The organism is Rosistilla ulvae, from assembly GCF_007741475.1.
Lineage (GTDB): Bacteria > Planctomycetota > Planctomycetia > Pirellulales > Pirellulaceae > Rosistilla > Rosistilla ulvae.
In genome coordinates this window covers 2,013,008-2,038,815 of sequence record NZ_CP036261.1, presented here as the reverse complement: position 1 = coordinate 2,038,815, position 25,808 = coordinate 2,013,008, and the positions used below count along the sequence as shown (strand labels likewise).

Sequence of the window (25,808 nt, the reverse complement as noted above, 5' to 3'; positions counted from 1 at the left end):
CGACCGCTCACGGACGGGGGGCGAATGTAAATGCCAGCATTCCAATCCACGCAACTCAATTCACCGAACCGCTCGGACGCGATGCATTTCATCTTTACGGAATCTGACAGATTTCATAAGATTGCGGGAAATGTATTTCATGCTCGCGTGAAATACGTCCTTTTTAGGTTGGATGTATACAAGGATTGGTGCGATGGGCGGAGCCCCTCTACTTCTCGCGTTAGCTGCGATCACCGTCGACTACGGTTGGCAGCCCGATGACAAAGGTGGAATCGAATACATCATTCAAATTCCCCCTGGCCAGCTTGAGCAATCGGGTGGCTTCACCAGTCGCATCGACCCGCGCGTTCGTGGGCTCGTGTCGCGTGTGGTAGTTCGCGTTGGTGACGGTCCATTGCCACAAGACTTTGGCGACTTGGCCCCCAACACCGCCCCAGACGAACTGGGGCCAGTCCTCGGCGCGGTTCAACAGGTGACCGAAACTCAGGTTCGACAGGCTAGCGACCAAGGGACTGTCGTGCGCGGTCAGAGCGGAGCGCCCAACGGCGGCTTCACGCTGCCTGGCCAAATGAACAGCGTGGGACAACCGGCAACACAAGCTCGCAGCAGCGCCGGGCAAGGCACACCCAACGCAACCCGCAACGTGGGCAACGCGATGCCCAGCACCAGCACGTTCACCAGCGATTCCACAAATCGCAACCAGCCGTCGACCACCAACAGCAACCTCGCCCTGCAGAACTTCCGCAATGGCGCTGGCGAGACGAATCGCCAGAACCCTTCGCAGCAAAATGCCGCGACGCCGCCGAGCAATGATCTGCGCAGCTACAACGACCCGCGATCGTCGCAAGCGACCAACAGCAATTCGACGTATCGCGATAGTTCTTGGCAATCCAATGCGACACAAGCCCGTGGCCCCGCACCGTCGACCGCCCCCTATGGTCCAACTCGCGAAGAGATGACCACGGCGAACAACCAACAGCCAACGAACAATTACAACGCCAACGGATACGACCCTAACAACGCCACCCCGAATCAAACCGCGGACAATCGCAACAGTTCACCCTTGTCGACATTTGCCAATCCCAACACGAACAACGGCACCAATGGCCAGGGGATGCCGGGCTATCCAAACCAATACAACACGAACCAATACGCTCAACAACAACCTCAACAGAATACCGACACCAACCTGCAACCGGTAAACACCAACCAACCCGGTTACAATTCTCAACAGGCTCCACAAAATGGATACGCCAACAATCAGAATCTTGGCCCGCTGAGAAATAACTATGGCACGGGAAACAACACTCCTGCGGGTCAATATCCCAACGGAAATACCGCCGCCAATGGTTCGGGCTTTACCAACAATACGTTTCCGAACAACCCACAGGGACAAGGAACCTATCCCAACGCCGGCTACGCAAATCCAAACTACAATCCCGCCTTCGGATACCCTCAACCACCGACCGGACAGGGGACGCCTGCTTATGGGCAGGGCCTTTACGGACAACAGACCGATCCGCGATTGCTGATTGCGGCCAACGGCGGGATGTTTAACGGATCGATTCGCGACCAATTGGCGAAGACCGATCCGGAAGAAAAAACATCGGCGTTGCTGTTGGCCGAACGCGAACGCCTGTCGACCAAAACGCTGGAACTCGAGCGAGAAAACGACACGCTTGCCAAAGCGAAAGATGCGTTGCTGTACGACAACAACACGTTGATCGCCGAAAGCCGCGTCACTAAAGACCGGCTGCAAAGCATGAGTGTCTTTCAGTTCTTCCTGATGATCTCGTTCCTTGCCAACCTGTATTTGGGCGTCCACCTGAGCAAGCTGTATCAACGCTATCGCGACCTCGTCACGACAGTGCGTGCGTCGACCGCATCGGCTCAGCCGAGCTGATCGCCGCACCTTGCGTAGATTCGCTCAGGCGAACGTTAAGTTGTCGGTTGCACCAGAAATGCAATCAGATCGCGTAGCTCTTCCACGCTCATCGTCCCCTCCAAACCCGTCGGCATGATCGATTGCTGGATCGGCAACTGGGTGTCGATATCGGCCAGCGGGACTTCAAAGATCAGCCCATCGGCACCTTGCAAACGCAAGCTGTTCCCCGCGCCGGCTTTATCTAACTTCAGACCGGTCAGCACGCGACCGTCGATCGTGACGACCTGCCAGGGAACGTACAGCGGTCCCACTTCTTTGCTCGGATGCAGAATCGACTCGAGTACACGACGCGGCGTCATCTGCCCAGACAAGCTGGTTAAATCGGGGCCAGTCGTTGCGCCGCGGCCACGGTGCGAATGGCAATTGACGCAGGCAGTGCGAAAGAAAACTCGCCGCCCCGCTTCGGGATCGCCTCCGCTGCCAACCAATTCGTTCCAGCGATCGAGATCGTCGCGGTTGGGCAACGCAGCCCCATAGTCTTGTCGAGATTGTTTCAGCACTCGCAGTGCTTCGCGACGCAACACTTCCGGCTGACGCGGCAACGACATCTTGTTTAAGACCACCGCGTGTGGCCCCGCATTTCTCGCCAACCCCGCGATCGCATCGGCGCGAGTTTCCAGATCGACGCGCTCGGTTGTGGCCAATTTCGCCAGCTGAGCAAAGTCGGCGTCACCGCCACGAGCGGCCAGCATTCTGACGCCCTGAAGTCCGAAGTCCCGATCGTCGGCTGCAACGATCCAGCGGCCCAGTTCTACCGCCTTCGGCTGTTTCGACTCGCTTGGCAACATCTCGATCGCCATCGCTCGCAGCGCCACCGGCGCGCTGGAATCGCCAGCGAACTCCAGCAGCAACTTCTCTCGTGCAGGATCGCGAACGCCGCGCGCCGCCGACCCGTTTTCGAGATAGGCGATCGATGCAACCACCGCAGAAAACAGCTGCGGCGAGATCGCGTCGCGTCGCAGCAATTGGCGGATTGCTGGCAAGTGATGCTTGCACTGTTGTTCGGTCGCCCATCGCAGCGCGGTGTTGGCAACATCCGTCGACGTGTCGCTCAATCCCCAAGTCAGAAGTGCGTCGCGCTGCTGCGGAGTGACGCTTGCAGGTTCAGTCAGTTGCTGCCAACGCCAGGCGGTGAGCAACCCTTCACGCTGCTGCGTCGATGGCAACGCTTCGCGATCGATGTCAGCCAATTGTCCCGATTGCACCAGCCCAAACAGCGCCGCCTGACGAAGGAACGCGTCGTCGCTTTGGAGAGCCTTCAAGCGGTCGGCGACGGTTGTCTCGCCCCCCTGTTCGATCCGTTCCGCCTCGGTTTCGGCAGCGGTCAACGCGGGAAATGAGGCGGCGTCACCTGAGACTGCTGCCTTGCGACTCAGTCGCCAGACGCGTCCTTTGCCGTGCACCGGGTAGCTCCGGTCGGCCCAATCGGTGATGTAGACCGATCCGTCGGCGGCGGTTGCCATGGCGACGGGACGAAAGCTTGCGTCGCCTTGTACAAACACTTCGGTTTCGCTTGTCCAAGTCGCTCCCTGCGGCTGAGGTCGATAGCGTTCGATGCGATTGTCTCCCCAGCTGGTTACCCACAATCGATCCCCATAAGCGATCACATCGCAGGGGGCCTCACCCGTTCCAGCAGCCATCGGCAACGTGCCCGGCAGCTCGCCATTCCAAGCTTGCAACGGATGAGTCCCGGCACGGCCGAAACGGAACTGGAATCCGTAATCGGCTCCCTTCACAACATGAATCAACCGGCAGGGAGGCATCGCATCGGGGTCGTTACCAACGGTCCACAACCGCCCGGCGGGATCCAACGTGATCCCAAACGGATTCCAGAATCCGGTGGCGACGCGTTGCAAATTACGTCCATCGAAAGTGCAGCGAAAAATGTTCCCCCCTTCGCCCTCGCCGCGCTGTCGCGATCCATCGGTTGCGATCAATTCGTAGGGTTCGCCAAGATTCTCCCCTTGGCCGACGTAAAGCCAACCATCGGGGCCAACCGCCAATCCCGAGAGTCCGTTGTGAGGGTAGGTTGCTGTCGTTTTTTGCTGCAGCAGCACCTCGCGCTGATCGGCAACGCGATCGCCATCGCTGTCCCGGATCCGCACAACTTCGCTACGCGTGGCGACCGCAAACCAACCATCGGTCAGCGCCACCATCGCCATCGTGGCTTGCCCCTGTTCGTAGAACAAACGCTTCCGATCGGGCACTCCATCTCCATCGCTGTCATCGATCCGGTAAATCCGGTCGGTCTTGGGCCCTCGATAATTTTCGGGAGGAAAATGAGTGTGGCATTCGATCACCATCAGATTGCCATCGGGATCGACACAACAACCTGTTGGAGTGACCAGATCGGATTCGGACAATAACAACTCGATCTGCCAATCGGGATCGAGCACCTGCGGCGGTTTGACGGCAAACACCGGACCGCCACAGCAAACTGCCAGCGATACGATCCATGAAAGAAAACAATACCGTAGGTCTCGATGGGGCATAGCGTTTCGCCGCGGGATTGTGAGGAAGGGACTTTGCGGGGTTAATGAATGACCATTCTACGCCAGTAAAGACTGGATGTCGTTCGATTTTCAGATCCATCCTAGCGCGTGCTCCAAACGATGCCGCGCGCCGACGAGATCACGCGCCACAACCACTGATTGGTCCGAATCGCAGGAATCAAGCGCATTGTGATTGACTTTGACCGCCAGTGTCTGTTAAGGTGGTGTTGAAATTGGAAGCGAACGAAAGCTAAATGTTCGCCGATTTGCTTGAAACGACGCTGGCTTTGTCCCTTTACTTTCTTGCTGCGGCCCACACGTTTTGACTTGGCCCAACGATTGATTGAAAGTGGGAAACCCACGCATTCTTCGACAGCTGATTCATTCTCTTTAGTTCAGCATGCTCCCTTTTTTGGCGGTCCTTCGGGGCCAACTGTAACTTGGCCTGCGCGTGTTGCATGGCGTGCTGGTTCTGTAAATCTACGATTTCGTGCTACCTGGGAGAATTGCGAAGTGTCGCAAGGAACGATTAAGAAAATTACGGACAAGGGTTTTGGCTTCATCGATGGCGAGCGTGGAGATATTTTCTTCCACCACTCCGCCGTTACTGAGGGCAACTTCGAAAGCCTTCGAGAAGGCCAGAATGTTGAATACACCGAAGGAAGCGGCCCTAAGGGTCCGCGTGCCGAGAACGTTCGCGTTAGCGAATAGTCCTCCCCTCGTTTCGTTGTAAATATCGACGCTCGATCAAACCTGTTTTGATCGAGCGTTTTTTATGCGCCGAACCGATCGCAACCGCCCTTTCGTCGACACAACTGGCGCGAGCCGAGTTCCATCCGGCTTGCGATGATCCGCCCAAGACGACATTCTAAATGAGACGGCGGATACCGCCGCGCGTTGCTGCAAGATCCTCTGCGGCTCAACTGCCATCAATACGATCGGTAGAGCGCGTGCGGCGATCGATAATTCAAAAAGAAATGGAGTCACGGCGTGACAAGCCAGTGGATGACCGGTTACTGCACCAACGTGCATGCCGGAACCGATATTGCCCAGATTCGCAATAACCTCGATCGGATTGCGGTCCCCGTGCGGGAGCAATTACGAACGCCATCGATGGGCGTTGGGCTGTGGATTCCCGCCGAAGCGGCATCGGAACTGGCGTCCCCCAACGCCGCCGCTGACTTCGCCGTGTGGCTGGCCGATCGCCAACTGATCCCTTTTACGATCAATGGCTTTCCCTACGGTAACTTTCATCAACCGATCGTCAAACATCGTGTCTATCTACCGACATGGTGGGAAGCCGCGCGCCGCGACTACACGCTGCAACTGGCTGAGATCTTGCACCGAATTCTTCCCGCGGATCTGCCCGGTTCGATCAGCACATTGCCGTTGGGTTGGGGAGAACCGCTGCCCAGCCGAGACCAGATGCAACAGGCGGCCGCAAATCTGCAGCAGGTCGCCAAGCGATTGGAACAGATCGAACAGGAATCCGGCCGGCGGATCGTGATCGCGATCGAACCCGAACCGGGCTGTGCGATCGACACGACCGACGACATGATCGGGTTCTTCGACGAATATTTGCCGGCCGCGAACCTGCGGCGTTACCTAACCGTCTGTCATGACATCTGCCATGCGGCAGTGATGTGCGAAGAACAATCGGTCGTCCTCCAACGCTACGCCGACGCGGGGATTGGGATCGGCAAGGTGCAAGTATCCAGTGCGATCGAAGTTCCCTGGCATGCGATGGACGCCGATGCGCAGCGAGCCGCGATCGAGCAATTGTCTGGTTTTGCCGAGGATCGCTACCTGCACCAAACGACGGTCGTATCGGAATCTGGCGAGCAGCATCTGGTGGAGGATCTCCCCGAGCTGCTCGGTCGGGCCGATCCGGTTCACGATCACAGCTGGCGGATTCATTTTCACGTGCCGATCTACCTGGATCGCTTCGGCCAATTGCACGCCACACAGCAGGCAGTGGTCGATTGCATCGCAGCGCTGTCGACAACGAAGGGGCTCGATTTTTCTGGGCACTTGGAAGCGGAAACGTACGCATGGGGCGTTCTCCCCAACGAGCTGAAGGTAGATAATTTGGCCGATGGCATTGCTCATGAAATGCGTTGGCTTCAGGAACAGATTGGGAGTTAGAACGGCCGTGGTAGAATTAGGCGTCAATATCGATCATGTGGCAACCGTGCGGCAAGCTCGCAGAACCTACGAACCCGATCCGGTCGCAGCGGCCTATCTGGCGGAACTGGGGGGAGCCGATGGAATCACGTTCCATCTGCGCGAGGACCGTCGGCACATTCAAGATCGCGACGTGCGGATCCTGAAAGAAACCATTTCGGTTCACGTCAACATGGAGTTCGGATGCGTTCGCGAGATCGTCGATATTGCATGTGACGTAAAGCCCGATTGGGCGCTGCTGGTGCCCGAGAGCCGCGAAGAAGTGACGACCGAAGGGGGCTTAAATGTTGTCGGCGATTCGAAACGCGTTGCCGACGCGATCAAGCAACTGCACGATGCAGGGATCGCGGTGAGTCTGTTCTTAGATCCCGACGAGCGGCAGATCGAAAGCGCTGCGGCCCTGGGCGTCGGTGCCGTCGAACTGCATACCGGCCCCTATGCATTGGCCAAAGGAGAGGCATTCGATCGGGAACTGCAGCGTTTAAAGACCTGCGGCCAAGCCGTTGTCGATGCGGGAATGCGGCTGCACGCCGGACACGGATTGACTTACAAAAACGTCCAACCCGTCGCGGCAATCCCCAATGTCCGCGAGCTGAACATCGGGCATTCGATCATCGCGCGGGCCGTGATGGTTGGAATCCAGAAAGCCGTCGCGGACATGAAGCACGAAATCGAAGTCGCCACGCGATCGACGTCGCCCTGAAACGCAACCTGATGTCCGAAGAATCTGCTGACTTCACCGCGCAGCTCAAAGCGGAAGCGACCCGGATCGGCTTTCATCTGTCGGGCGCTTGTCCGGCGGTGCAGCCAGGCGGCTACCACCACCTGCTGGACTGGATCGATTCGGGCATGGCGGGTGAGATGGATTATCTGGACGCCCGGCGCGAGGCCTATCGCGATCCGCAATATGTGATGCCGGGCGTGCAAAGTCTGTTGGTGCTGGGAATGCCCTACCGCACCGCCCAGCCGGCCGAAGTCGGGGCGATGCAGGGCCGCTTCGCTCGCTACGCCTGGGGCTCGATCGATTACCACGATCTCGTCCATCGCAAGCTCAAGGAACTCAAACGTTGGGTGCTTGGCCAGCATCCCGATGCCAATGTCCGTGGCGTCGTCGATACCGCTCCGCTGTTGGAACGCGAGTTCGCGGAACTTGCCGGCCTCGGTTGGACCGGCAAGAACACACTGCTGATCAATAAATGGCAGGGGAGCTATTTCTTCCTGGCCGCCCTGCTGTTAGACCTTCCGCTGACATATGACCGGCCGCACGAGACCGACCATTGCGGCAAGTGCCAGGCCTGCTTGGACGCTTGCCCGACGGCAGCGTTTCCCGAACCGGGGGTGCTCGATGCGACGCGTTGCATCAGCTACTTGACGATCGAACATCGATCGGCGATCCCAAGCGAACTCCGTCAGCCGATCGGAAATTGGGTCTTCGGATGCGACGTCTGCCAAGACGTCTGCCCCTGGAATCGACGCGGCAGCGAAGCCCAAGAGCCGGACTTTCAACCACTGACGACGCAAAACCCCGCCGAATTGATCTCGCTGTTCGAATTGACCGACGACGTGTTCCGCAGTCGCTACCGCAAGACGCCGCTATGGCGAACGCGCCGTCGCGGCCTGCTGCGAAACGCGGCGATCGTCCTTGGAAATGCGGGAAATCCCAAGGCGACCGATGCCCTGATTCGAGGTCTCCACGACCCCGACCCCTTGGTCCGCGGAGCGTCGGCGTGGGCGTTGGGACAGATTGCGACGCCGGTCGCGATCGCACGATTGCGCGACCGACGCGATCACGAACCCGATGCGATGGTCCAGCGGGAGATCGACGACGCGATCGATCAACCTAAAACCGCAACACCGAATTCACAATGAACTGATGCTGGATCACACCGGCCTCGAATCGGAACCGGGTCGCCCTAACGATTTGATCAATCGTCGCGGGAGAGCTTACCGCGCACCAGGGCTTCCAAATGATCGACGACTTGCAATTCATCCATCCCGTCAGTGATCACCGTGATCGCATCGGCGGCGGCAACCAACCGGCCGACATCTCGGCTTTGATCCTGGTCGTCGCGAAGATTCTGTTCGGCCAGCAACTGTTCGACGGTAACCTCCTGACCACTCGCCGACAATTGACGCTGTCGCCGGCGTGCACGCTCTTCGGGGGACGCGGTTAAGAAGATCTTGCATGTGGCGTCGGGAAAAACTTCTGTCCCCTGGTCGCGCCCTTCGGTTACGTAATCGTTGCTGACAACCAGCGACCGCTGCTTGCGATTCAAGACATGACGGACATTGGCGAGGTCGGCGACGAAGCGGATGTTGCGGGTGACTTCGGGAGTGCGAATCGAAACGCTGACGTCGCAACCATCCGCCCAGACGCGATCGTGCTCCAGGCGAATCTCTATCCCGCTGGCCAGCCCTTCCACGGCGGCAGAGTCTTGCAGATCGAGACCTCGCTGCATCGCGAGATGCGTCACCGTGCGATACATCGCGCCGGTATCGAGAAAGTGGAACCCAAGTCGCTGGGCAAGCTTGCGGGCGACACTGCTTTTCCCCGCACCGGCGGGGCCGTCAATCGTTATGACCATGATCCATTCGTTGCTGTTGATGATGCGTTGCGGTCGCGCTGATGAAGCATCGCTTCAATTCGCTGCAACGCTTGTTCGAGTTCGCGTTGTTGAGCCGCGTCGAGCCCCGCCGACGAACTGAAGCGTTGTTCGTAAAGTCGCGTGACAATCCGATGTAGATCGGCAGCTTGTTGATCATCGCAACTTAGCTGGTGTTGGGCAACGTGGGCAAATTCACGCGGCGTTTGCGATCGCTTTCGGAACATCCCCATTCGCGATAGCAGCAGACACAGATGATCGAAGACGGCAAACCCCGACAGCGCCGCGGTGTTACGGGTTGGTTGGCGAAGCGAAAATAGCATCGACGCGCGATAGGTGTTCCGCCAAACCAACACGACTCCCAGGCAGACAAAAACACTGACCACCGTCACGCGCCAGGAAAAGATTTCATGGATGGCGATCGCCCCCTCGCCCAACTCTCCCGCCTTCAACCGCTGAATCAACAGATCGATCTTATCCCAATACATCTTATAGGCCGAAATCTCGCCCACACCTTGCCCCAGATCTTGTAGCGTTCCCTGTTGCCGGCGATTACTCATATCCAGGACGTAGTCGTCCCAGAGGATTTGGGCGAAATCCATCACATGCGACATCCCGCCCGTCGATTGTTCATCGGCGACCGATGGCGTTGCATCGAGCCGCATCCAGACACCACCGCCGGGGGCCTGGCCATACAAATCGACGTGTGGTGGCAATTGGTGGCGATCGAAATAGGCTTCGACCCAGGCGTGGGCATGCAGCTGCCGAACGATGTAATAGTTTCCAAAATTGTTGTATTCATCGGTCTTGTAACCAACGACCAAGCGAGCAGGAATCCCTTGGCTGCGGAGCATCAGCGCCAGCGCTCCGGCATAATACTGACAGTGCCCGCGTTTTTGGACTGCGACAAAATAGTCCATCGGATCGACGTCACTGGGACGCTCATCGCGAAGATCCAACGAATACGTGAACTCAGGATTTTGCGCCAAGGACTTTTCCAGCGCAACGGCGATCTCGGTGGTGTATTCGACATCGTCCCGCAGCTCTGCGAAGACCCGATCCGCCATTTGCACCAAGTTCGGGAGACGTTCGCGATCGATCTGTAACAACATCTGCCGCTCCCACGCGCCCAACGCGTTGGGATAATGCCGCTCGCTTGTCAAATCGACATACCGCAACCACTTCCGCTGCTGCCCTGTGTAAAAAGCGTGGGTAAAAAAGGAATATTCGAGTCGATGGTCTCGCGATTCATTGCCGCTGCGTTTCAACAGCCAATGCCGTGGCCAATGGCGAATCGTATCGAACCGTTGCGACTCATAATATGGCGGGATTGAGAAGATCGTACTCGTGTTGGTGGGTTCGATTCGCAGCGTCGCTTCGACACGATCAAATCGCGCACGTCGGTCAGAATCCTCTTCGATATATTCACGCGGCAAGCGATGGCTACCGACAAAGTCGCGCCGCCGCACGGTTCCCCATTCGCCAACGTTGTGGGTCGGATCCCAAACATATTCGTCCAACACCTGGCCACGCAGATAAGCGGGTTCGTGCAACGCATAGGGGCGGCTCGTGCCGCTGTCCCGCAATTCGAGCCGCAAGACTTTTTGCGGGTTCTGCAACAGTTTGCCCATCTGTTCAAACCGGACAGTGTCGCTGTAACCGGTCGTCCCTTGTCCAAACGCTGTCGATTGCAGCCCGTTGCCGCTGGACCGTGGCAACGCATAAAAAAACGTCGCCGCAAAGACCAGCACCGCAGGCCCCATCACAAGCAACCCAACTCGCGAAACCTTGATACCCCGAACATCGATCGATCCCGGCTCGGGTTCGATCCGACCATTGCGGCTGGGAGTGCTGGTCAGCGATTGGCAAACGTACGATTGCAACTGGACCATCGTGCTAAGGCCAACGATCGAAAAGGGAATCAACAACATCCCAAAATGCAGTGCGTCGTTTAAGACCGCCGCCACGATCAGCTCCAACAACGCAAATACACTCAACTGCTCAAAGACTCGGCGACTCTTTTTCTGCAAATGCAAAACAGCCTGTACCAGCACCAACAACCGGGCCACCGCTGCGATCTGCCGTTCATCGACGCCGCTCCAAAACCCCCCCACGCAATAGACGCTGGCGATTCCCATCAAGATATAGGCGATCGACGGCGGGAGATAGACGATCGCCAACCAATCGACAAACACTAATGAAAACAGCCCCGCCGACAGCGCGATCGCTACCAGGCTCTCGGTTCCCGAAACGCCTCCCAGCAAACAACCGCCCAAGATCGTCAGGGCGACAAAATGGATCTTCAACAGGCCTTCAGTCGTCACGTGGAGTCTCCATAAAGATCTGCTCCGAAGAGGAATCGGCTAAGTTCAACCAACGCAGATCCAACCGCCCGGCAACCGATTCGTCCGCCCGATTCCCCTCCAGCGCCTGCAAATCCATCGGCCGCGTACTCGCGATCACGATCGGCCAATTTGCATCCGAGACACTCACCAGTTCCCGCAATTTGTCGTGCAGGGGCGCCCCAGGCTGACGCGTTGCCAATGCCAAACTGCTCAACACCCGTCGCCGAAACTCTCCCCCGCGACAATTGCGATTGGAGATCGCCATACCATCGGTGATCGCAAATCCCACTTGCGTTTCGGGATTGCGGAGCACTTCGTTCACCAGAGTGGCAGCGAAAGCGATCAAGCGTTCCAGGCTCTCGCCCGACGGCACATCTTGATGCAAATCGACCAAGATCCCGATCTGCTGACGCTGCTGCTGTTCGAATTGCCGCACCGCCAATTCGCCGATCCGCGCCGTCGTTCGCCAATGAATCCAGCGTCGGCTGTCGCCATTTTGCCAGCCGCGCAAGCCATAAAAATCCCCTTCATTAACCCCCGCGCGGCGCCGCGAAGCAACCAAGCCAGGCTGCTCCGACAACATCCACCCTCGCCAGCCCTGGCGAAGCTGACCCAAGCGCGGATAGACAATAAATTCTTCGCGTCGATCGATCCAACGGACCGCACGCATCAATCCAAATGGAAACTCGGTGGCAAGCTTCAAGGGCCCCAACAGATATCGACCGCGTTGGGCGACCCGACAATTGAACATCGCCAGTTGTTCGTTCCGACAACCGATGTACGCTACTGCCGCATGCCCGTTGGCTGCTTCGCGGCGATGGGTTTCGCAGAGAATCCGATCATCGACTTGGATAAACCACCCCGGCAACAATTGCCGCGCATTGCGAATCCGGTAGCGGAGAGTGAACAGATCACCGGCAAAGACTTCGGTCGGCAACTGGCGAGCGACCGTTAAGCCCAACAGCGTTCCACGTGCGAACCGCCACTGAATGATCAAGGTCCCGATCAGCAGCCCGGCCAAAATCGCCAGCAGATTCAGATCGCGCACGACCGCGCCCACGATCGTAAACAGGGCGACAAAGCCAAAGTGGTACCCGCTGCGCGTTAAACGCACTTTGACGCGGTGCAGTCTTTCTACCGACCTTGCACTCAAACCCAAAACCTTCGCCGCGAGACCTTCCAACCGCCGCAAACGCTCCCCCACCGGAACGCCCGATCTGAACGGGGCGGTATGGATCAATTATCTTCACTGGCCGCAGCATCGGCAACAGCGCAAGGGTGAATCTCCGGTAAACCGACCGCCACGAACGCCTAGCATCGATCAGGGACGTTTGGTCTCTTTCCGCTCGGGACGATAGCCTTTGCTGGTCGTATTGCGGCTCTGCTTTTTATTCCGCTTCTTCGACTTATTCCCGTTGGGAATCGTATGAACGTATTCCCCTTTGACCGCAGCGTTGGCATTCTTGCGGCGCTGGATCAACGCTTCCTTCGGCGGTCTGCTTGGAATCAAACAGTCGCATCCGTCGCCAATCAGATCGTGCCGGCCCGTCTCCTGCAACGCTTGCCGAACCTCAAAATAGTTTGCCGGCTTGAAGAACTGCATCAGCGCCCGCTGCATCTTGCGATCGCGGAGCTTCCGCGCGGTGAAGATCGGCTTCTTTGTGAACGGATCGAGACCGGTGTAATACATCGTTGTGGCGACATCCAACGGCGCAGGGATAAAATCCTGCACCTGATCGGGACGGTAGCCATTGCGTTTCAGGAAGACCGCCAGATCGATCATCGCGTCTAGATCGCTGCCGGGATGGCTGGCGATGTAATAAGGGACCAAATACTGCTTCTTGCCTGCCTTCTTGCTCGACTTGTTGAACTGTTCGGTGAACGCTTCGAAATCGTCTCCCGACGGCTTTCGCATGTAGTTCAGCACGCCTGGATCGGAATGCTCCGGAGCAACCTTCAACAAACCACCGACGTGATGTTCGGCCAGTTCTTTGATGTACGTTGGGCTCAACCGCGCCAGGTCCATTCGGATCCCACTGGCGACCAACACCTTCTTCACCCCAGGGACGTTGCGTGAATCACGCATCAATTGGATCAACGGGCCGTGATCGGTCCCCAGCAATTTGCAAACCTTGGGATGCACGCATGACTGGCGTCGGCAGACCGCTTCGACCTCCGGACGCGAGCACTGCATTTGATACATGTTTGCCGTCGGACCGCCGATATCGCTGACCGTCCCTTTGAACTTCGGGTCGGCCCCAAGTTCCTGCAATTCTCCGAGGATCGATTTTTGGCTGCGCGATTGAATCACACGCCCCTGATGGGCGGTGATCGAACAGAATGTGCAACCGCCAAAACATCCGCGCATGATCGTGACGGAGTTCTTGATCATCTCGAACGCGGGGATCGGCTCGCGGTACGACGGGTGCGATTTGCGTGTATAGGGCAGGCCGTAGATCCGATCCATCGAATCCTGAGTGATCGGCAGCGGCGGCGGATTGACGACCACCGCTTGGTTCCCGTGATATTGGACCAAACGCCGCGCGTTCAGCGGGTTGGTTTCGTTATGAATGATTCGCGTCGCCTCGGCAAAGGCTGTCTTGTCCGAGAAGACCTCTTCAAAGCTGGGAAGGGTGATCGCATCTTCCGGGGGCGTTTCGGAAGCACCGGCAACATACGCGATGCCTCGCATGTCGCGAAGATCTTTGACCGATTCGCCTTGGTCCAGCCGGCGAGCGATCTCCACGATCGCATCCTCCCCCATCCCAAAGGCCACCAGATCCGCTTTGGAATCCAGCAGGATCGATTTGCGAACGTTGTCGCCCCAATAATCGTAATGGGCTAGGCGTCGCAGCGAAGCTTCGACGCCACCGGCGATCACCGGAACCCCTTTGTAGGCTTCGCGAGCACGGTGGCAATAGGAGAGCGTTGCCCGATCGGGACGCGTACCGATCTTCCCGCCAGGGCTATAGGCGTCGTCGTTGCGAACCTTCCGCCCGGCGGTGTAGTGATTGATCATGCTGTCCATGTTTCCAGCACTGATCGCATAGAACAGTCGTGGACGTCCAAACCGCCGCCAGTCTTCACAGCTTTGCCAGTCGGGCTGACTGACGATGCCAATCCGGAAACCAGCCGCTTCGAGCACGCGTCCCAAGATCGCCATCGCAAAACTGGGATGGTCGACATAAGCATCGCCAGTCACAAAGACGATGTCGATTTCGTCCCAGCCGCGCTGCTTCGCCTCCTTGGCCGTCATCGGCAACGGTCGCTCGGCAACGGTCGAACCGCATGGTGGAAGACCCGATAGAAGGTCGGAACGAATGGGCGAGCCGTTGATGATGGGCAGAGATTTCATGTTTTCATTATGAGGGGCAGAATGCGACCCGATAGCCCAATAGACTGAATTTCGTCAAGACTTGCGATTTCTCGATCCACTCAGGAGGGCGATTGCTTGTCCAGCCACCGAACCATCGCCTGCTGCCACCACCGCGGCTGCAATGGAGCTCTGGTTCCAATCCGATAGAGAAACCGGGAATCTGCTCAGCATTACCGGGATCCGGTACGTATTTATAGGACCGCCGTCTTGAACAGGTCGTCGACCGCAATCGACTTGGGTGACGCAAAGACTTCTCCCGCTTCGACTCCAGCGGCGACCCCGGTGATCTGCGCTGCTGCGGAGATACGCTGCATGATTTGCGGCTTGTGGCCAAATTGGGTTTGGTAACAGGCGACCGAATCGAGCTTCCGCTGCAGCGTGCTGCTGATATCAACGGTCAGGTGCGACAGGCACCCCGTCAAATGATCGGGCTCCACGGCCAAACGGAAATAGAGCTGGCGAGATATCGTGTGAACCGGAAGCCCACCAAAATGGCTGTCCCATTTAGTCAACCGACTATAAAAGATGGCCGCATCGGTAATCTGCATCGCCTGCCAATGATCGGGGGACGCCATCGGCGTTTTATCACCAAAACCAATCACCAGTTTCGGGCGGTGCTTGCGGAATTCAGTCGCCAGCGCGACCCGGGTCTCAAAGCAGTCGAACAATCGGCGATTGGGGAGATCGAGAACCGTCCGGACATGAACCCCCAGCGCCTTGGCGGCCGCTTGCGCCTCTTGCAACCGCACCTCCGGGCCCGCCGAATTGGGCGTCGGTTCGCCATCGGTCAGATCGATGATTCCGACGCGGTAACCTTGATCGACCAAACGAGCCAAGGTGCCACCACAAGCGATCTCGACGTCGTCGGGATGGGCCCCGACGGCAATCACGTCCAGTTCGGGATATTGAGAAAGATCAGCAGTCATCTGCGGTCGGAACTCATCGATGAGGGAAGGAATGTCAAGGGCAGAGAAGCAAGGCCGCAACGTATCTCGAAGTGGAGACAGCGGCGTTTTGCGAGTTTGGTTGCGACTAGCGCGGCCGGCGGGGCAGAGCCGATTGATTTAAGAAGTCGCGGAGATCATGCAGGCAAGAGGGCGCCTCCACCTCGTGCACCTCAGGCGGTGCCATCGAAAAGTAATCGTTGTCGATTCCCAGGACCTGCTTGTACGCCTCGGCCATTTCGGGTTCTTCATCGACGATCATGCTGGCCATTTCAAAATCGCGATCCCACAAGATCCGATCAGCCAACAATTCAACCACCAGATCCCACTGCTCGATTTCATCGCACCACGGATCGGGAAGGTCATCCAGATCGTCATCGATCCCCGCCCCAATGGGTTCCGAACCCGGAGCATCATAGCCGTATGCAGCCAGCACCAACGATCGAATTTCGCAACACGAATCGCCAAAGCAATGCCCCGCGTCGATTTCCAACTCGACATGCGATTTGATGGTTTCAAAAATCGCCATCACCGTCGCTTCTAATTCGGCGGTCAAGGCAAGCATCGCTTGGCCTTGGTTTAACAAACCGCGACAGACATCGTTGAGCAGGCCGATCCGTTGGTAGACCCATTGGTCGTCGTACAGTTCAACACCTGTTTCGCAAACCACAGCGCCGCTGTCGTCGCGAAGCTCCCACTCCAACGCATCGATCATCTTCACGCATGTTTGCACGATCAATGTTGCTTCTGCACCGGACAACGTCCGATCGCCTGTGGATGTGTGCCACATTGAAACTCGCCTCAAAAACGTTGATGCCCGTAACCGAAAGATTGTCCCGAACATCCAGTGTAACAGCGCCAACCCGATTAATCAGCAAGGGGGACGCGCAATTGGCGCCGCGTTTCCACCGCGGCAATGCCGCTAGCTTTTCCGCAACTCAGTCGCTTCGTTTTCGAGCTTCGCGATCTCGTTTTCTAAATTCGTGATCTCGTCGGGTTCATCGGCTTGTTGGCGTACACCAGCGAGGTTCTGCCGCAACTGCGACAACTTCTTGTTGATCACGTCCAATCGCTTCTTCGCCTTTTTGTCCATCGCTTCTTTTTCTCCGGGTTAGTTAAGGGGTGGGCGAGTCGATCGCGAGGCGTTCAAAATTCCAAGAACGCCACAACGAAGTGAACTAATAATACGAACAATGTCGTCCACAAGACAGTCGCAGTGATCGAATCGCTGACGTCACCAGCACTCTGCTTGGGACGCATCCCGCGATAATACGCAATCGCAGCGATGCCGATCCCACACGCAACGTTCTTCAACAGCACCCATTGAGCTCCCGTGGCGAACCAGCTGGTTTCACTCTGCAGTTGCGAGTGGAAATGAACCTGCCAAAAGGAAGCGTTGATCTGTGGATGGTTGATCGCAAAGGTCAGCATGCTGATCCATTGCGCGGTTTGAAAACCGACCCATTCCAGCAGCGGCGTGCCGATCACAAACGCGGCGATAATCGGCACCAACAAGTACGCCGTCGGGCGAACTCCCAACGTCTGCAACGCATCGACCTGCGATCCATATCGCTTGACACCGACGTCGGCGGCAACGGCCGCGCCGCACCGCGCAGCGATCAAAATCGTTGCCATCACGGGGACCAGGATTCGATACAACGCGAACCCGATCGCCGCCAACAAGTCTTCGATCAACAGCGGCTTGGTGTAGACCGAAAACGGCAGATAACGAAAGGTAAAATGGGTACCGGCAAAGCCGACGATCAATCCGGCCATGATCAAATAGATCCAGGCCGAAGGCCCAGCGACTAGATTCAGATAGTGCGTCAGAAAACGCAAGCCCCATTGCAGCCGCGGCATTCGCGGGATCGCATCCCAAGGCAGTCGCACCGCGGCGACGATCGCCGAACCGCTGGCATCAAAAAAATCGCTCGCCGCGCGGCCCCCGCGGTCGATCAACGATTGGGTCAGCGGCTTCGTGGTGGCCACCACCGGCTCGGTCGCCACCGGCTGCATCCGCTCGGGAATCGATTGCCATTGGCTCGGCTCCACGCTTACCAACTGCCGTCGCTCGGAATCCAACAGCAGGACGTGGTCGGCGATCGGCAACAGCGTCTCGTAGTCGTGGGTGACGACGACACTGGTTCGGCCATGCGTCTGTTGAGTCCGCCGGATCAGCGCCGCCACCTGCCGACCGCTGGCGGCGTCGAGCCCCGAAGTCGGTTCGTCGTACAGCACGACATCGGGATCGGCCGCCAGCGTGCGAGCGATCGCCAGTCGTTGTTTCTGGCCGCCGCTGAGCGCGGCAACCGGCGTCCGCGTCGGGACTCGCAGCTCGTCGAGCCATTGCCGGGCCGATTGTTCCGGGGGCTGGGAGCGATCGCGGCGATGGTCGATCGCAAACTGGACGTTCCAAAGAGGCGAGAGTTCATCGAACAGGGCGAACTGCTGAAACACGATCCCCACTCGACGCAGCGGCTTCCCCTGGCTGCCGGTAATCGCTCCAGCCCATTGGATCGCCGCACCCTGCTGAGGAAGCAGGCCGGCCAAAATTCGCAGCACCACCGACTTGCCTGCCCCGCTGCCGCCAACGACGACGGTGATCTTTCCCGCCGGAAGCGTGATGGACGTCGGTTCAAGTAATGTTCGCGATCCGACCCGCACATGCAGATCATGAAGTTCAAGGGCCTGGGAGGTTTCGCCTTGGATGCTCTTTCCCATTTCTGCGTTGTCCCCCATGGTGCCCCCCAACGTGGCCGTTCAGCCGCGGAGAATGCTAGCCTTACCCCACTCCGATGGGAACATTGTTGCAAAGCTTGCCTCAATCGTGGAGGGATTGTAAGGGACGTCAGCCGATAACAACAGTTGCATCGCGAAGGGAGTTTGCCAGCGAGGTTTCAAACCGCTAGCGATTGACTTCCCCAAAGGGCCAAGCCGTGCTGGTTGGCGCGGTCGTGACCGAGGGGCAAATGTGAAGTGAAACAAACGCGAAACATTAAGAAAGCCGCTTGTTAAAAAAGTCCGATAGAAGTAAACTCCTTCACTATTACAGCTCGCGAATTCCAGCACTGCGAAGAAGAAGCCCCGAGTTCAAAGCTCAAAAGGCCCTCAAAACCCTTCCATAAGTGCTGTCAAGATAACAAGTTACGTTTCTATCAGGTGACTCAAATCGGAGTCGTCGCGGATCGAAAGGATTAGAAAAGTGCCCAGTCAGCGTACTTACAGTGCAAAGCCCGGCGAAGTCGAAAAGCAATGGTACATCGTCGACGCTACCGATCAAACGCTTGGGCGGCTCGCCAGCGATATTGCAGTCATTCTGATGGGCAAGCATCGCCCTGAATACACTCCTCACATTGATGTTGGCGATTTCGTCATCGTCACCAACGTGGAGAACATCAAGATGACCGGGAACAAAATGGAACATCGCCATTACACCTGGTACACCGGTCATCCAGGCCTGCGTTTGGAAAGCTATCAAGGTCGCCAAGACCGAAAGCCCGAAGATCTGCTGTACCACGCGGTCCGACGCATGTTGCCAAAGAACAAGATCGCTCGCCACATGCTCAAGAAGCTGAAGATCTACACCGGTGGCGAACATCCGCACCAAGCTCAAACGCCGCAACCGTTGGTCGGTGCCGGCAAAAAGATTGTTGCGAATGCCACCTAAGCCGGAACGATCCCTGCTTACGGTTTATTAATTCCCCACGGACGCCGCTGACGCGGCAACGCTTCATCCCACGAAATTCTGAGTTATGGTTGCAGTAAAGAAAGACAAGATCAACGGCGATGCACTTGGAACAGGTCGCCGCAAATCCTCGATCGCCCGCGTACGTGTACGTGCTGGCAGCGGCAAGGTAACGATCAATCGCAAACCGCTCGAAGCTTATTTCGTGAACGATCAAGATCGTGAAGCGATCGTCCAAACCCTCGACGCCTGCTCGGCGCGAGAGGCGGTCGATGTCTTGGTTCGCGTTCATGGTGGCGGAACGACCGGACAAGCTGGCGCAGTTCGCATGGGCTTGGCCCGTGCTTTGGTCAGCTTCAACGAAGAGCATTTCCACACGCTCCGCGATGGCGACTTCCTGACGCGAGATTCGCGTATGAAGGAACGTAAGAAGCCAGGTCTGCGTGGTGCTCGTCGTGGCGTTCAGTTCTCGAAGCGTTAATCGCTCGACGACTGCAATTCTGCAAACAACAAAGCCCGTCCGCTCGGCAATCGAGCGGCGGGCTTTTTTCGTGCGCGATTGCAAATCGGTTGCCTGCAGTCTCGCCGATTTCGATCCGAAACGCCGTGGCAACCGCATTGCTACCGCGCGACGGCCCCCTTCGATCTGACATGCACAACAAGCAACCCTTGCTTGCCGCATACCCTCTTAAGGTAGGTGTGCTCGACTGATCCGAAAATCCCCAACGATCCTGCTAATGATTATGCACCTCGGGCAGGCGAAAGAGTTGTCCGCGAAACCAGTCCTGAAGCACGACGGAGGGGACGTCAGTAGAGCTATGTTTTCGATGTCGGACCCACTCCGCGTCGCATCCCGCTGCTGAATGTTTTGGGCGACGCGCTCCCGACGCTTCCCATACGCTGAAACTGATGTCCTCAAGAACCCTCCCGTCGCGAAGCACCTCGCCGCGCTTGCGTCCGGCACTGGGCATTGAACGACTGGAACATCGCTTCCCGTTCGACACAGCCGCAGCGGAAACAGGCTTCTGGGAACAGGACTCCGTATTGGTCGGCGAGCAGCTTCCCCACGCAGGGCTGAGCGATTCAGTGGAGGGCAACCTCACCGAGCGACTCCTTGGCATGAAGCTGACACTCGAAGCGCCAATCGACGGCATCGATTCCCCCGAAACAACAGTCGCTGGCATCGGTTCATCCGAGAACTCCGAAGCGGATTCAGCTGCGTTTGCCGACGGCAGCCACATGTTGGCTTTTGCAGGCGACATCGCAGGGAACGACGGGCTATTTGTGCGTCGAACTCAGCCCGATGGCTCCCCCGGCGACCTGCCAACGGCTGTCGCACTCTTTGCCTCGGGCGATTTGCGGTCCCCCGAAAGCAAAATTCGCGTTGCATTGGCAGCGCTCCAAACGGGGAATTCCGTCGTCGCGTGGACCGATTCGACCGCGATCCATTTACAACAACTCGACGCTTCCAATTCGCTTCGAGGACCGCGGATCGACTTTGCCGTCACGACCACGCCGGCCAGCTTCGAGATCGACCTGGTTGCAGTCGAGGACGGCGGCTGGATGCTCGCCTGGAATGAGAACGAAGCAACAACCATCCAGGCTCAACGTTTTGATCTGGATGGCCAGATTACCGGCCAACCGATGACGATCGCTTCGACATCCCCCACGTCACAGATCGATGACCTGCAATGGATATCACATTCTGGTGATGAGTTTGGAATCTCGTGGACCGAGTGGTCGACAGATCCAACCGAACAGTCTGAACAGCAATTTTTAGGCGTCCTGGAAGCCGACGGAACCTGGGCCAACGATCCCTTTGAAATCACCAGCGACAGCTTTTCGCCGACACCTGAACTCGCCGCGTTGGACGATGGACGATGGGTCCTGGCAGGGACGCGATGGAGCGAGCCGCAATCGTATCCCGCGATAATCGTTGTCGACGCCACGGGGAACTTGATCTCCGAACACGCGTTGGACGCAAGCGCCGACATCGGTGCCGCTCCGGTTGCGCTGACCAAACTCGCTGGCGGCGGATTTGCGATAGGTTACTTTCGTGGCGAATCGGAGTCCGATCCTGAGTTCGTTGTCGAACAATTTAACGACGACGCAGAACCGATCGCCGATCCCATCGTGATGAACCAAACGGCGTTGCATGGCGAACCTGCAGGATCGATGGTTGGGCTGGCCAACGGCGGCATCGCAACATATTGGATCGGCACCGCGGCAGACCAAACGTCCCCGGCGATCCTCTCGCGAACCGTGAGCATGGAATCAGCTCGCGTGAACATCGCATTCGACAGCTTCGTTTCCCTGGCCGAAGCCGATTCATTGAGCATCACAGGAGTTCCCGCCGAGGCGGCGCTCAGCCACGGCGTGCGCACATCACCGACATCGTGGACCGTCTCGATAAACGATCTCGACGATCTGCGGATCCTTTCGATCGAACCACTTCCCACCATCACGCTGACCGCCGACTTGTTAACGCCCGACACTTTGCAGCCGCCGCTGGCGTCGTGGGCGATCACGATCGGAACGCCAACGGACGACACAATCGAGCAATACAATTCCGCTTACGTTGTCGATGGTCGCGACGGCGAAGACACCTTCGTCGCCGCGGGTGATCGCGAAGAATTCCTGCTCGACACAACGGACCTCGGTAAAGCCGTTCGGTTGATTCACATGCAAACCGGCACGGAACAACTGTTGATCGACGTCGAATACCTGGTCTTCGATGATCTGTTTCTGGACATCGAACAGTGGGTCGAAGCTGCTGAAGAACCATCCCAGGAAGCGGATGGCAACGACGCTCCAGAGCCAAACTTGGAATTCCAGGCGTCGATGGCGCAGGCGAATTTCAATATTTTCTCGACCAAGCCGCCACCTCTGGCTGCAGCACAAGCCAACATGCCAACCGGGCTCCGCAGCGTGGACGTGATGCAAGCGGCCATGAATGCGGTCGCTGTCGAACTGGAGACGGCGATGGGGATGGAGTTGCAAGGCGTGATGCAGGGAATGGAAAGATCGATCCGAAACATGAATGAACCGGCCCGCGTGGTTCAAAGCAAACAGGCTTCGAACGAAGCAAAGAGCCGAGCATCCGAAAGTAAAGCGAAACCGACCGACGCACTGAAGTCGGAAACACAACCAACGTTGGCCGCCGGTGTCGCGGGCCCCGACTTCACTGCAGCGATAGACGACGTGGGGCTTGCCGATCCGTTGGTGGTGCCAAATTTCGTTCCGCTGCAGCCAGCCCATCCGATCCAGCCCCAAGCAGCGGCGATCGCTTCGCACAACAATCCTGTTGCATCGGCGCGGACGCTGTATCGCATCAGCGGCCAGACCGCTCCCGCCGTCGCCCCCATCCTTATTCCCAAAGCTCCTCCAGCACCGCCCCCCGAATTCCTACCGATCGCCCCGGTCTCCATGCCCTTCACCAGCTCAATGCTCGACATGTCGACGGCATTCGACAGCCAGCAGTTGTTCGCACAGATCGATACCGTGCAGCAGGAAGTGGTGGAGGATGCTGAATCGATTGAACTGGTTGCCGGATCTGCAGTCGTGTTGGCAACGGGCATGTCGATCGCTCAAGTCGCCTGGTTGCTGCGTGGCAGCGTGCTGTTGACCAAGTTGATGTCGTCGATGCCAATTTGGGTGTCGTTTGATCCGCTGCCCGTCCTTTCTGAAAGCTGGAATCGCGTTGCGATGGATTCCAGTGGCGACAGCGAAACGCTGTTGGATATTGCAAGTGTTCAAGACCCCGTTGGACCCTTGCAGTAAATCGTCGCTTCCCCCGTTTCACCTCGATTCTAAAAGCCCCTAAACATGAAACGATTTGGCACAACAACCCGGATTGCATTTGCGATGGCGATGTGGACCGCAACCGTCCTGCTGACCCTACGCATGACGGGGCTACTGGACGACGGATCGTCACAGCAAATTCAAGCGCGGACACAATTATGCGAAGTGATCGCCGTCAGCTGTTCTCAATTTGCGTCGCGCGATGACCAAGCGGCGATCGAAGTCGCCTTGCGCGCACTCACCGCCCGAAACGATGACGTCCTCTCCGCTGCCTGCCGAAAGGCCGATGGATCGCTGGCGTTTGCATCGCAAGGGCATCAAGCAAATTGGAGCCGACGCGATGGCGAGGCTTCGTCGAGCACGTGCATCCAGGTCCCTGTGATGCAAGGCGACCGGGCGTGGGGGCAGATCGAAGTCTGCTTTCAGTCGCCAACCGCAACGGGGCTACTGGGGTTCCTCGCTCTGCCCTCGGTCAAGCTGACGGTTCTGACCACGCTTGGCTGCCTGGTCGGTTTCCAACTGCTGCTGCGCCGTTGCTTCAATCAACTCGATCCCAACCAAGCGGTTCCCGAACGCGTCCGATCGGCCCTGGATACCATGGCCGAAGGCGTGGTGGTGCTCGATGAAAAGTATCGCATCAACCTCGCGAACCAGCAATTTGCCGACATGATCGGCTGCACCGTCGACGAATGCCAAGGCAAAAACATCGATTGGTTCCCCTGGGACACGCAGGACGAACGTCCGTTGAGCGAGTTGTTGAGCGAGCTGAACGGGGTGGATCCGAAGATCTTTGATAACATCAAGCTGCGAAAATCGGAGACGTGCCGGCGGACGCTGAAGCCCAACGCCAGCCGGATCTTGAACAAGCAGGGTGAATGCAAAGGGATGCTGTTGAGCTTGGATGATGTCTCGGTGCTGGAAGAGCAAAACGAGCAACTGCGTTTCCTGGCGACCCGCGATCCGATGACGTCCTGTCTGAATCGCCGTTCCTTTTTCGAGTACTTGGAAGAGGCATGGAACTCGGCGATACGGTGCAAGCACTCCATCAGCTGCCTGATGGTCGACGTCGATCACTTCAAGGGAATCAACGATTCGTTTGGGCACGCCGTAGGAGACGATGTGCTCAAAAGCGTTTCGGCGGCGTTGCTGGATACCGCCCGCGATTCCGATTACGTTTGCCGCTACGGCGGCGAAGAGTTTTGTGTCCTGCTGCAACACAGCGATATCGAGGGGGCCGCGTGTGCCGGCGAACGCTACCGCGCGGCGATCGAAGCGCTTCAGTTTCCGCAATTGAGCGTCACGGCCAGCCTCGGCTGTTCCAGCGGCGACCTGGGAGCGGAGTCTGCTGAACAGATGCTCGAACAAGCCGACCAGTCGCTCTACGCTGCCAAGCGAAACGGACGCAATCAGGTCGCGCGATTTGATCGCCTGGAATCGACCGTCCAGGAAATCGACGCAGTGGCAGAACCGAACAACTCCACCGCCGAGGAATCGCTGCTCGATTCGGTCAAAGATTTGATCAGCGATGCACGCGATGCGGGATCGACAAGCGTCAGTGTGGATCGACTGAACGTTGCGATCAAAGAGAGTTCTCAACACCCAAGCAGCTAAGCCTCTTTTAAAGTCTCGGTCCTCCATCCCTGCGCCGGTATCGAATCGATCGGTCGCAAGCGTCCAATCGGTGCCTACATCACGCCGCTTCCAATTTGCATGCGGGTTGCGTACATTGCCCACGTACGTACGCTCCCCAAGAGAATCGCATGCACGGTCCCGATCCCCACACCCAACATCCGCTGGCTGGCTTTCCTCAAGTCGGCTACCTCAAGCCGATTCTTGCGGCGGCGGAAGTCGAAAACATCATCGTCGGTGACTACACCTACTACGACGATCCCGCGGGCCCCGAGCGATTCATCGACAATGTGCTGTATCACTTTCCCTTCATCGGCGACAAGCTGACGATCGGCAAGTTCTGTGCGATCGGCCGCGGCGTCAAGTTCATCATGAATGGAGCCAACCATCCGATGGCTGGCGTCAGTACGTATCCCTTTTGGATCTTTGGCAAAGGCTGGGAGTCCAACGCGCCCGCCGTGGGCTCGCTGCCACACAAAGGTGATACCGTCGTCGAAAACGATGTCTGGATTGGATACGAAGCGACGATCATGCCGGGCGTGAAGATCGGCAACGGTGCGATCATCGCCGCGAAGTCGGTGGTCACTTCCGATGTCCCCGCTTACACGATCGTCGGCGGCAACCCAGCCCGCGAGATCCGATGCCGGTTTGCCGACCCCGACGCGGATCGACTGACAACAATCGCTTGGTGGGACTGGCCCGCACCGAAGATCACTCAGCACTTGGCCAGCATTGCGGGAGCCGATATCGATGAACTCGAGCGAGTGTCGAAGGCCGGCGAGTGATGCAGACGGAGCATTCCCG

Annotated in this window: 19 protein-coding genes; 10 read left to right on the top strand and 9 right to left on the bottom strand. The window is 57.8% G+C overall.

The features are described from left to right. Window positions 1-193: 193 nt before the first annotated feature. Window positions 194-1,903 carry a hypothetical protein gene (locus EC9_RS07370; RefSeq protein ID WP_145343673.1) on the top strand — a complete coding sequence of 570 codons (1,710 nt, stop codon included), beginning with the start codon at window positions 194-196 and terminating at the stop codon, window positions 1,901-1,903. 35 nt (window positions 1,904-1,938) lie between these two features. Here the strand turns inward: EC9_RS07370 and EC9_RS07365 are convergent, their stop codons facing one another. After that, complete coding sequence (locus EC9_RS07365; protein ID WP_145343671.1) at window positions 1,939-4,437, bottom strand: PVC-type heme-binding CxxCH protein; 2,499 nt, start codon at window positions 4,435-4,437, stop codon at window positions 1,939-1,941. Between the two features lie 513 nt (window positions 4,438-4,950). Between EC9_RS07365 and EC9_RS07360 the strand changes: the two genes are divergently transcribed. The 4 genes from EC9_RS07360 to queG all read left to right on the top strand — a co-directional run bounded on the left by EC9_RS07360 (window position 4,951) and on the right by queG (window position 8,490). Then, entirely contained in the window at window positions 4,951-5,148 is a 198-nt protein-coding gene (locus tag EC9_RS07360) for a cold-shock protein (protein WP_145343669.1), read from the top strand. A 279-nt stretch (window positions 5,149-5,427) separates the two neighbouring features. Beyond that, window positions 5,428-6,582: a metabolite traffic protein EboE gene (gene eboE, locus EC9_RS07355; RefSeq protein ID WP_246106003.1), complete on the top strand. Its 1,155-nt coding sequence runs from the start codon at window positions 5,428-5,430 to the stop codon at window positions 6,580-6,582. After that, window positions 6,545-7,324: a pyridoxine 5'-phosphate synthase gene (locus tag EC9_RS07350; RefSeq protein ID WP_145349042.1), complete on the top strand. Its 780-nt coding sequence runs from the start codon at window positions 6,545-6,547 to the stop codon at window positions 7,322-7,324. The genes eboE and EC9_RS07350 overlap by 38 nt, the downstream gene beginning before the upstream one ends. Window positions 7,325-7,335: 11 nt before the next feature. Then, window positions 7,336-8,490: a tRNA epoxyqueuosine(34) reductase QueG gene (gene queG / locus EC9_RS07345; protein WP_145343667.1), complete on the top strand. Its 1,155-nt coding sequence runs from the start codon at window positions 7,336-7,338 to the stop codon at window positions 8,488-8,490. A 56-nt stretch (window positions 8,491-8,546) separates the two neighbouring features. Here the strand turns inward: queG and cmk are convergent, their stop codons facing one another. The 8 genes from cmk to EC9_RS07310 form a co-directional block, all read right to left on the bottom strand. Beyond that, window positions 8,547-9,206, bottom strand: a complete 660-nt coding sequence (cmk, locus tag EC9_RS07340; protein WP_145343665.1) for a (d)CMP kinase — start codon at window positions 9,204-9,206, stop codon at window positions 8,547-8,549. Continuing rightward, on the bottom strand, window positions 9,197-11,548 hold the full coding sequence (locus tag EC9_RS07335; RefSeq protein WP_145343663.1) for a transglutaminase TgpA family protein: 2,352 nt from the start codon (window positions 11,546-11,548) through the stop codon (window positions 9,197-9,199). Before EC9_RS07335 ends, cmk begins: the two co-directional genes overlap by 10 nt. After that, entirely contained in the window at window positions 11,538-12,683 is a 1,146-nt protein-coding gene (locus tag EC9_RS07330) for a DUF58 domain-containing protein (RefSeq protein ID WP_145343661.1), read from the bottom strand. The genes EC9_RS07335 and EC9_RS07330 overlap by 11 nt, the downstream gene beginning before the upstream one ends. Window positions 12,684-12,890: 207 nt before the next feature. Beyond that, complete coding sequence (locus EC9_RS07325; protein WP_145343659.1) at window positions 12,891-14,924, bottom strand: YgiQ family radical SAM protein; 2,034 nt, start codon at window positions 14,922-14,924, stop codon at window positions 12,891-12,893. Window positions 14,925-15,136: 212 nt separating this feature from the next. Beyond that, window positions 15,137-15,871, bottom strand: coding sequence for a PIG-L family deacetylase (locus tag EC9_RS07320; RefSeq protein WP_145343657.1), 735 nt, complete (start codon window positions 15,869-15,871; stop codon window positions 15,137-15,139). 106 nt (window positions 15,872-15,977) lie between these two features. Then, entirely contained in the window at window positions 15,978-16,679 is a 702-nt protein-coding gene (locus EC9_RS07315; RefSeq protein ID WP_145343655.1) for a hypothetical protein, read from the bottom strand. 132 nt (window positions 16,680-16,811) lie between these two features. Beyond that, entirely contained in the window at window positions 16,812-16,982 is a 171-nt protein-coding gene (locus tag EC9_RS26415) for a hypothetical protein (RefSeq protein WP_218934657.1), read from the bottom strand. Between the two features lie 53 nt (window positions 16,983-17,035). Next, on the bottom strand, window positions 17,036-18,610 hold the full coding sequence (locus EC9_RS07310) for an ABC transporter permease (RefSeq protein WP_145343653.1): 1,575 nt from the start codon (window positions 18,608-18,610) through the stop codon (window positions 17,036-17,038). A gap of 481 nt (window positions 18,611-19,091) precedes the next feature. Between EC9_RS07310 and rplM the strand changes: the two genes are divergently transcribed. The 5 genes from rplM (at window position 19,092) to EC9_RS07285 (ending at window position 25,789) form a co-directional block, all read left to right on the top strand. After that, the gene (gene rplM, locus EC9_RS07305) at window positions 19,092-19,556 is read left to right on the top strand and encodes a 50S ribosomal protein L13 (protein WP_145343650.1); all 465 of its coding nucleotides are present in this window, start codon (window positions 19,092-19,094) and stop codon (window positions 19,554-19,556) included. 85 nt (window positions 19,557-19,641) lie between these two features. Continuing rightward, entirely contained in the window at window positions 19,642-20,055 is a 414-nt protein-coding gene (gene rpsI, locus EC9_RS07300) for a 30S ribosomal protein S9 (protein WP_145343648.1), read from the top strand. A gap of 428 nt (window positions 20,056-20,483) precedes the next feature. Beyond that, entirely contained in the window at window positions 20,484-23,354 is a 2,871-nt protein-coding gene (locus tag EC9_RS07295; RefSeq protein ID WP_145343646.1) for a hypothetical protein, read from the top strand. 45 nt (window positions 23,355-23,399) lie between these two features. Continuing rightward, window positions 23,400-24,986, top strand: a complete 1,587-nt coding sequence (locus tag EC9_RS07290; RefSeq protein WP_145343645.1) for a sensor domain-containing diguanylate cyclase — start codon at window positions 23,400-23,402, stop codon at window positions 24,984-24,986. Between the two features lie 149 nt (window positions 24,987-25,135). Next, on the top strand, window positions 25,136-25,789 hold the full coding sequence (locus EC9_RS07285) for a CatB-related O-acetyltransferase (RefSeq protein WP_145343643.1): 654 nt from the start codon (window positions 25,136-25,138) through the stop codon (window positions 25,787-25,789). The last annotated feature ends 19 nt before the right edge of the window (window positions 25,790-25,808 follow it).

What these genes read in the sequence shown, in the direction of transcription:
- EC9_RS07370 (WP_145343673.1), top strand. Translation starts at nt 194, where the DNA reads ATGGGCGGAGCCCCTCTACTTCTCGCGTTAGCTGCGATCACCGTCGAC.
- EC9_RS07365 (WP_145343671.1), bottom strand. Translation starts at nt 4,437, where the DNA reads ATGCCCCATCGAGACCTACGGTATTGTTTTCTTTCATGGATCGTATCG.
- EC9_RS07350 (WP_145349042.1), top strand. Translation starts at nt 6,545, where the DNA reads ATGAAATGCGTTGGCTTCAGGAACAGATTGGGAGTTAGAACGGCCGTG.
- queG (WP_145343667.1), top strand. Translation starts at nt 7,336, where the DNA reads ATGTCCGAAGAATCTGCTGACTTCACCGCGCAGCTCAAAGCGGAAGCG.
- cmk (WP_145343665.1), bottom strand. Translation starts at nt 9,206, where the DNA reads ATGGTCATAACGATTGACGGCCCCGCCGGTGCGGGGAAAAGCAGTGTC.
- EC9_RS07325 (WP_145343659.1), bottom strand. Translation starts at nt 14,924, where the DNA reads ATGAAATCTCTGCCCATCATCAACGGCTCGCCCATTCGTTCCGACCTT.
- EC9_RS07320 (WP_145343657.1), bottom strand. Translation starts at nt 15,871, where the DNA reads ATGACTGCTGATCTTTCTCAATATCCCGAACTGGACGTGATTGCCGTC.
- EC9_RS07315 (WP_145343655.1), bottom strand. Translation starts at nt 16,679, where the DNA reads ATGTGGCACACATCCACAGGCGATCGGACGTTGTCCGGTGCAGAAGCA.
- EC9_RS26415 (WP_218934657.1), bottom strand. Translation starts at nt 16,982, where the DNA reads ATGGACAAAAAGGCGAAGAAGCGATTGGACGTGATCAACAAGAAGTTG.
- EC9_RS07310 (WP_145343653.1), bottom strand. Translation starts at nt 18,610, where the DNA reads ATGGGAAAGAGCATCCAAGGCGAAACCTCCCAGGCCCTTGAACTTCAT.
- rpsI (WP_145343648.1), top strand. Translation starts at nt 19,642, where the DNA reads ATGGTTGCAGTAAAGAAAGACAAGATCAACGGCGATGCACTTGGAACA.
- EC9_RS07295 (WP_145343646.1), top strand. Translation starts at nt 20,484, where the DNA reads ATGTCCTCAAGAACCCTCCCGTCGCGAAGCACCTCGCCGCGCTTGCGT.
- EC9_RS07290 (WP_145343645.1), top strand. Translation starts at nt 23,400, where the DNA reads ATGAAACGATTTGGCACAACAACCCGGATTGCATTTGCGATGGCGATG.
- EC9_RS07285 (WP_145343643.1), top strand. Translation starts at nt 25,136, where the DNA reads ATGCACGGTCCCGATCCCCACACCCAACATCCGCTGGCTGGCTTTCCT.